This window comes from Nonomuraea cypriaca, assembly GCF_015645445.1.
Lineage (GTDB): Bacteria > Actinomycetota > Actinomycetes > Streptosporangiales > Streptosporangiaceae > Nonomuraea > Nonomuraea cypriaca.
In genome coordinates this window covers 1-11,565 of record NZ_JADOGI010000011.1, presented here as the reverse complement: position 1 = coordinate 11,565, position 11,565 = coordinate 1, and the positions used below count along the sequence as shown (strand labels likewise).

The window sequence follows — 11,565 nt, the reverse complement described above, 5'->3', positions numbered from 1 at the left end:
GTTACTCCTTGAATTCGAAGACGAGCCGGAGAACCTCGGATGGGTGCTTGTCGAGGAGATCGAATGCCTCGGCGGCCCGGTCCACGGGCATGACATGGCTGATGAGCGCTCGCGCCGGGTGCGCGCCGATGGTCATATGGTGTTGGCGTCGTCACCGCGTAGAGTCTTACCTTCGAATTCGCCGACATGCGGCAGGTCGATAGCATGGCCATATGGCGAGGCCACATCGTGCGGGGGGCGCGACCTCGGCCGCCCATGCCTCGTTCGACACCGAGTCGGAGGAGTGGGTGCGGGCGCTGTGCGCCTCAGAGGCGGAGCGGCAGGCGGCCGTCGAGCGGTTGCACGGGCTGCTCCTGCGGATCGCCAGGAGCGAGGTGAACAGGCGGAGCCCGCAGCTGGCCATCACCGGCCCCGAGCTCGACGACCTGGCGCATCAGGCCGCGTCCGACGCGCTGCTGGCCATCACCGCCAAGATCGGCGGCTTCCGCGGCGAGAGCCGGTTCACGACCTGGGCCTACAAGTTCGTCGTCTTGGAGGTGTCGGCGAAGGTCGGGCGGCATTTCTGGCGTGATCCCGGGGTACGCCTCGAGGGCGAGGATTGGGAGCGGCTGCCCGACCGGTTCGGGTTCGACCCGGCCAGGGAGTCGGAATGGCGCGATCTGCTCGCCGCGCTGCGCCGGGCCGTGGAGGAAGAACTGACCGAACGGCAACGCCGGATCTTCGTCGCGCTGGTCCTGACCGGGGTTCCGCTGGACGCCCTGGCCCTCGAGCTGGGCTCCAACCGGAACGCGATCTACAAGACGATGTTCGACGCCAGACGTAAGATCCGGGCCGCCCTCGCCGCGAACGGTTATATGGACCACGACATGTTGAGGCGACCATGAACGGCTGGGCTGAGCTGGACCGCTTCCTCCGCACCGACCCTCGCGACGTGGGATGCGAGGAGGCGATGGCCATGCTCCATGTCTACGTCGAGCTGCTGGCTCAGGACGCCGGAGCCGAGCGGCGCTACCCGGGCATCGCCGCGCACCTGCGCGCGTGCGGCCCCTGCTCGGACGACTTCGAGGGCCTCCTGGCCGCGATCAGCGGCCCGGCGGGCTGAAAGTCCGCAGACGGACTGCCCCGAAGCCATACGGGGGCCGCTGGCGCAGTTGGAGGCCCGCCTGACGAATCCGCCGCGCCGACCTTGGACTTGAGCCGGACGGCCGCCACGGTGCTGATGCGATCCACCATGGCGGCGCGGCCCTCACCGACATCGACCACGAACGCGGTCAGCATGCGCGCCATGTCGGCGGGCTCGACGTGCGCGGTGAGCACGTTGTCGCCGTACAAGGTGTAGTAGAAGTCGCCGGAGACGATCAGGCGTACCTCGTCCCGGTCGCCGAGCTGAACGGCAGGTCAGCCGCTGGGGCCGGAAGCCGGGATTTCGGCTGTGGATGGCCGTGCCCACGGCCGCCGCGCTATCGGGGGGCACGGGTGGTGCTCTCGGTCTGCGTTGGGGGCTGCGGGGCGCTGTGCTCTACTGCCGGCTGGCGTGATACTGCTCCCAGATGGTCGTGCTGAGTCTTCCTCGTGCGGGGACCGTGATGCCGTGTTGTTTGGCCCAAGCACGGACCTGAGCCGTGGTAGCCCCCTCACAGGCTGGCGGACCCTTTGCGGGCCGACGGTGGCTGCCAGCCGGTGCGTCGAGCGGGCTGGCGGTGGTCTGCGTGCGCTGTCTCGGGCGCCTTGGCAGCGGTCATGACACGTGGCACCTTTCCCAGCGGACGGAAAGAGGGGCCGCTACCCGGCGGCTCATCAAGGCACGCTCACGGCTGCGGCACGTCTGAGTGATTTCCCGTGCTCGGGATGATGCAAGGGCTCCTTGCCACCGCAGGCCAGCTTGTCTTCCCCTGGTCCTGCGTACGACCGGGCTCGCGTCAGCTCTGTTGCGCAGGCACTGGCGGCCCGGTCAGATCAAGGCGGCGATCGCGCCGCAACTGCACCGTCCCGTACGGCGTCCTGTTGGTGTGGAACAGCGGGGTCAGGCCGCGCCGGTCGGTCCACGTCGGTGAGCACGTCGGCCCATTCAGGCTCAGCGAGCGTGTCTTGAATCATGAAGGTATTAGGGCGTCCACCCACCGTGCGCTCCATCCGCATGCCTATTCTGCGGCTGGTCCAGGAGAACCCCTCGTGGGGTTACAGGCGCGTGCACGCGAGCGGGTGCGGGCCTTCAGGCTCCACCCTGTCCCGCGACACCACGGCGCTGTACGGCTTCGGCCTCCGCGATGCGGTGGGTGGACGAGTGCAGCCGGACGAGGACGTCCTTGGCCGACCTGGCGTCGGCGAGGGTGGGGACCGGGACGCGGCCGGCGCTGCGCCCGGCCCCCTCGCCCAGGATGAGGGCCATCACCGAGGCGCCGGCATTCACGAGCTGCCCTCGGTGAAGCGACGTCGCCTCGGGGCCCGCGATCGCCACCAGGCCGCCGACGACGGCCGCGGCAGCGCTGAGCCGTGCGCCGTTACGGCTGACGCGCACGGCTCTGGGCAGGCAGCTCAGGAGCAGATGGGCGCCGCTCAGGTCGCCGGCCACGTGGGCGTCCCAGGGCACGGTCCCTGATTCGTCCATCACGCCGACGCCGATGTCCGCATGAACCAGGCCCTGACAGGACTCTCGTGACACCACGACGACGCAGTGCCCCTCGGACTGCAGCTCGACAACCGCGTCACCGAGTTCGGGACCACCGGGAACCAGCCGCTCGATGGCGAGCCGCTGGGCGAGCCCTTCGTCGTCTCCCGCGAGCATCACGGTCGTCGCCGCCTTGGCCGTGTCGACGACGGCCTCCGCCATGGGGTCGAGCTCGTGGGCCAGTCCCGCGACCGCGACCAGGCGGCCTTCCCTGGTCACGCCGATCGGCAGCAACCCTCGCGCTCGCCACTCGGGAGCCTCCGCCGGGAGGTGCTTGTCCAGATCGGCGAGCGGTTCGGCAACCGTGTCCTCGCTGGTCCAAGTCCCGGACGGATCGGCGAAGTCGATCAGCGAGCAGAGCCGGTCACCGAGCTCGCCGGTGTCCAGGCCGGTGCTGAGAGGCACAAGCCGGTCGATCGTCCACGAACCGGTTGTGATGCTGTCGGCATCGAGGATCACCGTGTCGACGCGGTCCATGTGGCGCAGCGTTTCGGTTTCGAAGACGATGGAGCCGCGCTGCCCCAGCGCGCGGCTGACCGCCCCCGCGAAGGCGTCGCGACTGATGGCTGCGACCGTTGGCGTGGCTGAGATCAGGATGGCCAGAGCCCGCTGCTTGCTGCGCGTGGCGACCCTGGTGACGGCGTACCCGCCGGCCGCCGCCGGGCTCGCCACGTCCGCATAACGCTCGATCGGGCCATGGGACCGGGGGCACGGCCGCAGCCGCGCCGCCGTCCTGATGTGCCGGTAGGCGCCTGCCTGATGAGCGAGCCGCTCTTCCAGCAGCTCCCAGGCCTGTCGGCCGGCTCGCGCCTCGACGTAGCGGCCGGCGGACACGAGCGCGTGCGCGAGCAGCCCGACCGGGCGCAGCGTCAGCGTCTGCGTGATCAGGGTCGCCGAGGTGAACAGGGCGTTCGTGGCGCGGCGGCCGAGGAGCCGGTCCAGCTCCTCGCGCAGGATCGGCGTGGATTCCGCCAGGTGCAGCAGCGCGGGGACGGCAGGGGTGAGACGCGGCAGCCTGGCCGCCCTGCCCGCGAACACCAGCCCGATCCCCGTCACGCCGGCGGCCAGCCGGATCGTCGCGCGTACGTGCTCCTCGGCCAGCCGGATCGGCGTGTGGTGCGCCCGCTCCTCCTGTTCGTCGAGTTCGGCGGCGATCGCCATCAGCTTGTCCTGGTCGACCTCATCCGGATCGCAGCCCACGAAAACGCAGCCGAGACGCCCGTTGACCTCCGCTCGCTCGACTCCGGGTTGTTCGAGCAGCATGTCCTCGAGCCGCTCGGCCGCGCTCTCCGTACCGGGCCCGCCGATGCGGTGCAGGTCGATATGGAACCCTCCCGGGCAGGTGGCGAGCCGCCGCGGGCAGGGGAAAGCGCTCCGCAGGGGGTCGGGCAACACCCCGCGGAGCAGCGTCGCTGACGTCGTGAGGACGCGGGTCAGCAACATGCGATCATTACCCTCCTCGCGGACGAGGGGGGCGTCCTGACGTGCGTGATGGTGCCGCCGGCGTGGGAGGCACCACTGGTGTGCGGCCGTACGGCCGTCCCTCATAGCTCTTCCTCGATCAGGTACGCCGGAAACTCCAACGGCCTGCAAAGAGGGACGATCGGGTCAAGGCGAATACACCGCACCTCGGCCAGATCCTAAAGATCGCCTCGACCGCGCCCAGCAGCCGCTCCGCCGGCTTGGGAGGGACCCTGATCGGGGAGGGTCCCCTGAGGCAAGGAAACGTGGGCGTCTGGCGGCACAGGGGTGTCCGGGAAGAGACCTGCCAGACGCCCATCTCTCGACATCACTCGTTTGGTCGGCCCTTGGCTCGGTGGAGTCACTTCCCGTGGTCGTTTCCTCAGCCTCGCGGTAGCCGAACATCGATTCCGGGCGGGTCGTGGCTGTTTCAGCGAGAGGTGGCCGAGATGGCTTCCATCAACTCGCCGACCTTGTCTTGGGGCAGCTTTGCCGCGAGGTCGGCCTGGCTGATGATGCCGACCAATTCCTTGTTCTCCAGCACCGGCATACGGCGGATCTTGTGCTCGGCCATCTGGTGCAGGACCTCGTCGATGTCGGCGTTGGCGTCGATGGACCGCACCGGGGCTTCGATGAGGTCGCCAGCCTTGACCTCGGCCGGGTTCTTGTCCTTTGCGGTGCATTTCACCACGATGTCGCGGTCGGTGATGATCCCCTTGAGCTGGCCGTTCTCATCGCAGACCGGCAAGGAGCCGACATTCAACTCGGCCATCCGCCGGGCGGCCTCGGCAAGGCTGTCGTTGATTCGCAGGCACTCGCAACCGCGGTGCATGACATCCCGTGCTGTCGTCATAGTCGATCTTCTTTCTCTCCGGGCCCTTTTCGGGCCCTTTTCGCTGTCCGTGCTCTGCCCGCCAAGCTGGGAAACCTCGCTCGACGGGTCCTTGACCTGCACCTTCGATAACCGGTTCCGGAGCATGGACAGCGCTTGTCGTCCTACGGGCTTGGGAAACCACCGGTGTGTCGGATGGAACGGCACGGAGCATCTGCCGGTAGTAACCCAGGGGGTGCCGGTAGGAAGACCTGTCTGAGCCCCAAACCGGCGCGTCCGTCCAGGTAGCCCTGCAGCAGCAGGCCGGACTTGACGAAGTCACGCTCAACAGGATCGTTCGGGCATGACCCCTCCTGGGGTTTCTCATTCCCCGGATGCGGGGAGAAGGAAGCCGGTGAACGTGGAGCGGGAGAAGCGGCTTTCCGCCGAGGCCGCGGCGGGACTCGTCGAAGACGGCATGATCGTCGGGCTGGGCACCGGGTCGACGGTCGGTTACCTGCTGCCGGCCCTGGCTCGGCGGAGATTGTCGATCAGTTGTGTCGCGACGTCGCCGCGCACCAAGCGAGCGGCCTTGGAGCTGGGTCTTGACGTCAGGCCGTTCGACATCGTCGACCATCTCGACATGACGATCGACGGCGCGGATCAGATCGCCCCGGACGGCTGGTTGGTTAAGGGTGGCGGAGGAGCGCACACCCGGGAGAAGATCGTTGCTGCGGCGGCGAGCCGGTTCGTGGTGATCGGTGATTCGCGAAAGCCCGTCGAGGTGATTCGTGCTCCGATCCCGCTTGAGCTGCTGGAGTTCGGCCTGTCGGCCACCCTGCGCAGGCTGGGGCCCGCCCTGGTGCGCGAGGCGCCGAAGAGCCCGGATGGTGGGATTCTCGCCGACTATCACGGTGACGTGGGGAACCCGGCAAGGTTGTCGGAACGGCTGTCGGCGACACCGGGCGTCGTCGGGCACGGCCTTTTTCCTCCCGAGCTTGTCACGGAGGTGCTGGTCGGCCACGGTGATTCGGTCGAGCGACGAACGCTGCGGCCCTGACACGTCTCGCATCACGGCCCCGCGGCGTCCTTGTCCGCGAGCACGTACGAACGCGCCGCCGTCACCCGTCCGGCGGGGATCGACGGATCACCGGCCAGTAGCTTGCGCAGCGGCGTTCGCTTGTTCGATCCGGTGATGAGCCAGTAGCAACTGGTCGGCGCGGGCGAGTGCGGGATAGGTGAGCGTCATCCGCGGATGGCCCTGGTAGGGCCGGGTGAGCGCGACCAGCCGGTCGGTCTCGGTGAGCACCGGGTAGCCGGGGACCAGAGAGGCGGTGTGACCGTCCGGGCCGAGGCCGAGATGGACGAGATCGAATCGGGCCGGCAACAGCTCGGCGTATCGTCGTGCCGCGGCTTCCAGGTCGGCGTCGGTCACCGGCATGGGTACGACCTCGGCGCCCACCGCGCCGAGGCTTTCTCGCAGATGGGTCAGGTTTCGATCCGGATCGCCATCGGGTGCGACGCGCTCGTCGGCCTGGAAGATGGTGATGTTCGGCCAGGGCAGGTCGCGGGTGACGAGCGCGGCGAACATCTGCCATGGCGTGTGGCCGCCGCTGACTGCGAAGGTGAAACGCCCATGGTCGACGACCGCAGTGGTGGCGAGATTCGCGACCTCGTCGGCGGCGCGAGCGGTCACGGCGTCCGGGCCGTCGAGGATCTGCAGGTCGTGGCGCATTCAGGGGCGGTCCTTCTCTCCGCGTGGCCACCGAATTCGGCTCGCATCGCCGACAGCGCCTCGTCGGAGAAGCGGCCGAGCCCACGCGAGCAGAACCGCTCGAACAGCGCCGCGTCGATCACGGGCGCGGGTACGCTCTCCTCAATCGCGGCGATCAGCGTCCAGCGCCCTTCGCCGGAGTCCGAGACACGCCCGCGGAAATTCGCAAGCTCCGGAGATTGGGCCAGCGCGTCGGCCAGCAGATCGACCAGCCACGAAGCCACCACCGACCCGCGACGCCACACCTCCGCCACCTCGGCGACGTCGATGTCATACCGGAAGGCATCGGAATCGCGAAGCGGGTGCGGTCTCGGCGTCGCCCGCGACCCCCAGGTCCTGGCCATCGGATTGACCATGGCATTGGACCACGTGACCGTGTTCCTCGTCGGTCGCGGACGGTAGGCGCGTCGATGCTGAGTGAGCGGCCCAGGATCGGGCCCCTCGGCCAGACCGAGGTGGTGCTGGACGGCCGGGCCGTGCCGCCCAGCTCGGCGATGCGACGGTTGGCGCAATGCGGGGGCAGGCTCGCCGTCACCCCGGCCAGGATCCAGGGTCTCCTACGACGAACGACCACCAAGGACTGGGCTACGCGATGATCGCCTTGGTCACCAGCGACCGCAACGCGGGGACGACCTCAGCCTCGAACCAGGGATTCTTGGCCTGCCAGCGGAAGTTCAGCGGTGACGGGTGCACGAGTGGGATCATCGACGGCAGGTACTCGGCATAGGCGCGCACAGTCTCGGTGAGGCTCGGCTTGATCCGATTACCCAGGTAGTACTTCTGGGCGTACCCGCCCACCAGGATCGTGAGGCCGAGATCCCCCAGCTCGGCGAGGATCCGCTTGTGCCAGAGGTCCGCGAAGTTCTTGCGCGGTGGTAAGTCGCCGGACGTGCCTTTGCCCGGATAGTAGAAGTCCATCGGGAGGATCGCGAACAGGCTGGGATCGAAGAACCGCTCGTCGTCAACGCCCAGCCAGGTCCGCAGCTTCACACCACTGGCGTCGTTCCACGGTACGCCACTCTCCTGGGCCTTCCGACCGGGTGCCTGCCCGATGAGCGCGATCCGGGCGCCTGGCGCCACGGAGTAGATCGGCTCATAGCCGAGTTCGCGCGCCCAGGCGTTGGAGTCATGCGCGACGATCTCAGCCCGGATCCGGTCGAGCCTGTTTTTCACGATTCCCTCCACGATGGACCATCAAGTCCAGCCAACGGCATCCTAACCTTCACCGGGCAGCCCTCTTTACATCGTCTTCGGGACCGCGCATCGAACCCTTTGTGTGGACCTTTTAGTTCAGCTATGCTGCGCTTCGACTCAGGAGGTGTCGATGAATGTCGTCAGCAGGGGGTTCCACGGGCGCCGCGAACGCGTAACTCCGGACCTGCCTCCCGGCCAGTACCTGACCAGGAACTTCCCGGTGCTGCAGGCCGGACCGACGCCGCGTGTCGATCTCGACACGTGGCAGTTCACGATCAGCAACGAAGCTGGCGCGAAGTACAGCTGGTCGTGGCGGGAGCTGCTCGCCCTGCCGAGTGAGAAGCCCACGGTCGACATCCACTGTGTGACGCGGTGGTCGAAGCTGGGCACGACGTGGCAGGGCGTCTCCCTGGACACGCTGTTCGAGAACGTCGAGACGGCCGCCGACTTCGCGCTCGTCCGCTCCTACGGCGGCTACACCACCAACATGCCGCTCGAGGACCTCCTCGACGGGAGGGCCTGGATCGCCTACAAGTACGACGGCGAGGACCTGAGCGGCTCGCACGGCGGTCCGGCGCGCCTGCTCGTCCCGCACCTCTACTTCTGGAAATCGGCCAAGTGGGTCACCGGCATCGACCTCCTGAACGAGGAGGAGCCCGGCTTCTGGGAGCAGCTCGGCTACCACAGCTACGGCGACCCATGGCGCGAGCAGCGCTACAGCAATGACTGAGTCCGCGACGATCACTCCATCGCCTCCCCGGCCGACGGCGAACGCGTCGATCTGACGGTGCAGCGTATCCCTGACGGCGAGGTCTCCCCGTACCTCGTCGACGAACTGCGAGTCGGCGACCAACTCGAGATGCGCGGCCCGATCGGTGGCTGGTTCACCTGGCGCGACACCGAACGCATGCCGGTCCTCCTCGTCGCGGGTGGTTCGGGCATTGTTCCGATCATGGCGATGGTCCGGCAGCGGGCGCGCGTCACCCACCCACCACCGTTCACGCTCCTCTACTCCGTACGCACCCCGGCCGACATCTACTACGACGCCGAGCTGCGATCCCGCCCCGGCCTGGACATCAGGATCCTGTTCACGCGCAAGGCGTTCGGCACCAATCGCCCGGCGGGGCGGATCGGACCGGACGACCTCGCGACGGCTCGGCCGCCCAGGGATGGACGCGCGCACCTACATCTGCGGCCCGGCCAGCTTCGTGGAGATGGTCTCCGTGCTCCTCCTGGCTCAGGGAGAGAACCCCGACACCATCCGGACCGAACGCTTCGGACCGAGTAAAGGACGATGATGAGCACGATCTCGAACGGCGACCGCATCTACGACATGGCCGACGATCACATCGGGGACTATATCGATGGCAATGGCGCGGGTGGCCCGTTCGGCGAGGCACTCGGCATCGACGCCACAACCACCGTCCTGACCTGCGCACACTGCGGCCGAGCCAGCCTGTTCGCCGAGACCCACGTCTACGACGGCGCCGGCCTCGTGGTTCGCTGTCCCGGCTGTACCTCGGTCCTCGCCCGCCTCGTCCGTACCGCGACCGACGCATGGCTCGATCTGCGCGGTGCACTGTCCGTACGGGTTCCGCTCGCCGCCGGGAGCCCGCGGTGAGAGACGACATCGACAACGACTCCGGCCTGCTCGAGCCCAAGGAGAGCCTCGATGACCGCGGGGTCGCCGACGTGCTCGACGAGGGCTACTCGCCGCCGGAGCGTCCCGTCGCCGTCTTCGACTGGGGTGTCACGGCCCGAGAAGCGGGCGGCCACGAATCCCTGGCGGACAGACTTGCCAGGGAGATACCGAACGTTGCCCTACGCGAGGAGGGCGACGGGATCGGTGACACCAGCGACACCGACGGCGAACCCTTCGACGACGAGGTCGGCATCACCCGTGCCGGACGTCTCGTCGAGGGCGCCGACGAGGAAACCCCGTACGCCTACCTCTACGCACGCGACGTCGGCATCGACGGCTCCGCGGCATCCGCCGAGGAAGCGGCGGTGCACATCGTCGGTGACGACCCCGAATGAACACTCCCAAGACCGAAGGAGACGGCGTCACCATGACCAGCACTGCCACCTCGTCCCGCCGTGACGACGTCGAAGGCCTGCGTTTCATCGGACCCGAACGGCTCGCGCGGAACCTCCAAGCCATCCTCGTCGACCTGATCGAACTGCACCTGCAAGGAAAGCAGGCCCACTGGAACCTCGTGGGCGCCAACTTCCGCGATCTGCACCACCAACTCGACGAGATCGTCGACACCGCCCGCGAGGCCAGTGACACCATCGCCGAGCGCATGCGGGCTGTCTGCGCCATCCCGGACGGTCGCTCGGACACCGTCTCGGCGACCACGACGCTGCCCACGTTCCCAGCCGGCGAAGTATCCACAACGGACGTGGTGGCACTGGTCGGCGACCGTCTCATCGCGACCGTGGCCACGGTGCGACAGGTGCACGACGAGATCGAAGCCGACGACCCGGCCAGCGCCGACCTCCTGCACGCCATCATCGACGACCTGGAGAAGTACCTGTGGATGGTCAGCGCCGAACACCAGCAGGCCTGATTACCCCGGCCTTGCTCACTCTCCGGGGTGGTGGTCATTCGCCACCCGCTCATCTCCCAGCACCGTCGCCCAGTCCGTTGTGGCTTGGGCGGGCCGAAACGCCGTCTGATCATGTGCCGGTGCCGCTCGGGCAGCAGATCCCACAGCTCGTCGCGTCGTGTGAGGAAATCACGGACGAACGGGCAGCGCGGGATAACTGAACGACCTGCCGCACGGAGGAGGTCGAGCACCGCCACAGTCATGGCCGTCGCCACGCCACGTCCCCGCCAGGCCGGCTCGGTCACCGTGCGTACCAGGAACGTCTCGCCTCCGTTGTGTCGGTAGCTGGTGTACCCAACAAGCTCACCATCGCCGTTACGTGCCTCGAACCGCCCCGATGCCGGGACGTCACCGACTACCACCACCATGCCGTCCGCGGTCGCCCCGGCGCTCTCCCCGAATGACTCCCGTGGTTCATGCATGCTCATGATCGAACTCACATCACTCAATAGGGACTATATAGTCCAATAATCATGTATTTTCCCGGGTTGGCCATTGCCTATAGTGGACCTTATGGACCTTTATGGCCAGGACGGCGGCCGTGCCGACGAGCGTCCGACAGGGGAGACCGTCGAAGCCAGGCTCGGTAGGCTGCTCGCGATTCAGGAACCATTGCTTAACAACCTGCACTCGGTACGGGACCTCGTCCAATGGCGGGACGAGGTGGTCCGCCTGGAGCAGAGGCGCGACGACGGGATCCGTCCGCTGGGCGACCTGGCTGAGCTGCTCGCCGACGGCGACGAAGCTGGACGGTCGGCGGTTCGCGCGGGCTTCGCGGCATGGGAGTCGCTCCTGGCAGGCGGCATCACCCGGGTTCGGGACAGCGGCGAACTCGCGGCGGATGCCGATCCTGAAAGGCTCGCGACCGGCCTGATGGCCGCACTACAGGGTGGTCTGCTTCTCGCCCGCACCACCCGCGACGTGCGGCGGTTGGAGGTGGCCCTGGACATAGCCCTCGGCTACGTCCGCGCACACGCCGTCACGCCGTGAGGAACGACTTCACGTGGTCAAGCGCCATGTCGAGGGCGATCTCCATAGGCTTGATGTC

17 protein-coding genes and 1 pseudogene are annotated in these 11,565 nt (G+C 67.8%); 10 read left to right on the top strand and 8 right to left on the bottom strand.

Translation table 11 applies throughout. The features are described from left to right. Window position 1 precedes the first annotated feature (1 nt). Window positions 2-136 (bottom strand): hypothetical protein, encoded by a 135-nt coding sequence (locus ITP53_RS59070; protein ID WP_268960941.1) that lies wholly within the window; start codon window positions 134-136, stop codon window positions 2-4. A 76-nt stretch (window positions 137-212) separates the two neighbouring features. On the opposite strand from ITP53_RS59070, the gene ITP53_RS05610 reads away from it, so the two are divergent. Together ITP53_RS05610 and ITP53_RS05605 are read left to right on the top strand one after the other, a co-directional pair. After that, the gene (locus tag ITP53_RS05610) at window positions 213-884 is read left to right on the top strand and encodes an RNA polymerase sigma factor (RefSeq protein ID WP_195894211.1); all 672 of its coding nucleotides are present in this window, start codon (window positions 213-215) and stop codon (window positions 882-884) included. Further along, window positions 881-1,102: a hypothetical protein gene (locus ITP53_RS05605; protein ID WP_195894210.1), complete on the top strand. Its 222-nt coding sequence runs from the start codon at window positions 881-883 to the stop codon at window positions 1,100-1,102. Before ITP53_RS05610 ends, ITP53_RS05605 begins: the two co-directional genes overlap by 4 nt. A 417-nt stretch (window positions 1,103-1,519) precedes the next feature. Here the strand turns inward: ITP53_RS05605 and ITP53_RS60965 are convergent, their stop codons facing one another. The 3 genes from ITP53_RS60965 to ITP53_RS05590 form a co-directional block, all read right to left on the bottom strand. Further along, window positions 1,520-1,735: an Lsr2 family DNA-binding protein gene (locus tag ITP53_RS60965; RefSeq protein WP_195894279.1), complete on the bottom strand. Its 216-nt coding sequence runs from the start codon at window positions 1,733-1,735 to the stop codon at window positions 1,520-1,522. Between the two features lie 477 nt (window positions 1,736-2,212). Continuing rightward, complete coding sequence (locus tag ITP53_RS05595) at window positions 2,213-4,111, bottom strand: hypothetical protein (protein ID WP_195894209.1); 1,899 nt, start codon at window positions 4,109-4,111, stop codon at window positions 2,213-2,215. Between the two features lie 448 nt (window positions 4,112-4,559). Further along, window positions 4,560-4,982 carry a CBS domain-containing protein gene (locus ITP53_RS05590; protein ID WP_195894208.1) on the bottom strand — a complete coding sequence of 141 codons (423 nt, stop codon included), beginning with the start codon at window positions 4,980-4,982 and terminating at the stop codon, window positions 4,560-4,562. Between the two features lie 373 nt (window positions 4,983-5,355). Here ITP53_RS05590 and rpiA point away from each other — a divergent pair, with 373 nt between their 5' ends. Next, window positions 5,356-6,000, top strand: coding sequence for a ribose 5-phosphate isomerase A (gene rpiA, locus ITP53_RS05585; protein ID WP_195894207.1), 645 nt, complete (start codon window positions 5,356-5,358; stop codon window positions 5,998-6,000). An 87-nt stretch (window positions 6,001-6,087) separates the two neighbouring features. Here rpiA and pgl read toward each other — a convergent pair whose 3' ends face one another. Both pgl and ITP53_RS05575 read right to left on the bottom strand, forming a co-directional pair. Beyond that, complete coding sequence (gene pgl / locus ITP53_RS05580; RefSeq protein ID WP_195894206.1) at window positions 6,088-6,675, bottom strand: 6-phosphogluconolactonase; 588 nt, start codon at window positions 6,673-6,675, stop codon at window positions 6,088-6,090. Next, window positions 6,633-7,058 carry a hypothetical protein gene (locus tag ITP53_RS05575; protein WP_207755560.1) on the bottom strand — a complete coding sequence of 142 codons (426 nt, stop codon included), beginning with the start codon at window positions 7,056-7,058 and terminating at the stop codon, window positions 6,633-6,635. The genes pgl and ITP53_RS05575 overlap by 43 nt, the downstream gene beginning before the upstream one ends. Before the next feature lie 66 nt (window positions 7,059-7,124). Here ITP53_RS05575 and ITP53_RS05570 point away from each other — a divergent pair, with 66 nt between their 5' ends. Continuing rightward, a complete protein-coding gene (locus ITP53_RS05570) occupies window positions 7,125-7,310 on the top strand; it encodes a hypothetical protein (RefSeq protein ID WP_195894205.1) in 186 nt (61 codons plus the stop codon). Here ITP53_RS05570 and ITP53_RS05565 read toward each other — a convergent pair. Then, window positions 7,300-7,887 carry a uracil-DNA glycosylase family protein gene (locus tag ITP53_RS05565; RefSeq protein ID WP_195894204.1) on the bottom strand — a complete coding sequence of 196 codons (588 nt, stop codon included), beginning with the start codon at window positions 7,885-7,887 and terminating at the stop codon, window positions 7,300-7,302. The genes ITP53_RS05570 and ITP53_RS05565 overlap by 11 nt on opposite strands. A gap of 151 nt (window positions 7,888-8,038) precedes the next feature. On the opposite strand from ITP53_RS05565, the gene ITP53_RS05560 reads away from it, so the two are divergent. Genes ITP53_RS05560 through ITP53_RS05540 form a run of 5 tightly spaced genes read left to right on the top strand, consistent with a single transcriptional unit; the run spans window position 8,039 to window position 10,478 of the window. Then, window positions 8,039-8,638, top strand: a complete 600-nt coding sequence (locus tag ITP53_RS05560) for a sulfite oxidase-like oxidoreductase (protein WP_195894203.1) — start codon at window positions 8,039-8,041, stop codon at window positions 8,636-8,638. 18 nt (window positions 8,639-8,656) lie between these two features. Further along, window positions 8,657-9,196, top strand: coding sequence for an FAD-binding oxidoreductase (locus ITP53_RS05555; RefSeq protein WP_328814091.1), 540 nt, complete (start codon window positions 8,657-8,659; stop codon window positions 9,194-9,196). A 9-nt stretch (window positions 9,197-9,205) separates the two neighbouring features. Beyond that, the gene (locus tag ITP53_RS05550; RefSeq protein WP_236050482.1) at window positions 9,206-9,529 is read left to right on the top strand and encodes a DUF6510 family protein; all 324 of its coding nucleotides are present in this window, start codon (window positions 9,206-9,208) and stop codon (window positions 9,527-9,529) included. Continuing rightward, window positions 9,526-9,945 carry a DUF5709 domain-containing protein gene (locus tag ITP53_RS05545; RefSeq protein ID WP_195894201.1) on the top strand — a complete coding sequence of 140 codons (420 nt, stop codon included), beginning with the start codon at window positions 9,526-9,528 and terminating at the stop codon, window positions 9,943-9,945. The genes ITP53_RS05550 and ITP53_RS05545 overlap by 4 nt, the downstream gene beginning before the upstream one ends. Window positions 9,946-9,977: 32 nt before the next feature. Beyond that, window positions 9,978-10,478: a Dps family protein gene (locus ITP53_RS05540; protein ID WP_195894200.1), complete on the top strand. Its 501-nt coding sequence runs from the start codon at window positions 9,978-9,980 to the stop codon at window positions 10,476-10,478. A gap of 152 nt (window positions 10,479-10,630) precedes the next feature. Here ITP53_RS05540 and ITP53_RS60960 read toward each other — a convergent pair. Further along, window positions 10,631-10,885: pseudogene (locus tag ITP53_RS60960) on the bottom strand (GNAT family N-acetyltransferase); the annotation flags it as partial. Between the two features lie 145 nt (window positions 10,886-11,030). Here ITP53_RS60960 and ITP53_RS05530 point away from each other — a divergent pair. Then, complete coding sequence (locus ITP53_RS05530) at window positions 11,031-11,507, top strand: TetR family transcriptional regulator C-terminal domain-containing protein (RefSeq protein WP_195894199.1); 477 nt, start codon at window positions 11,031-11,033, stop codon at window positions 11,505-11,507. The last annotated feature ends 58 nt before the right edge of the window (window positions 11,508-11,565 follow it).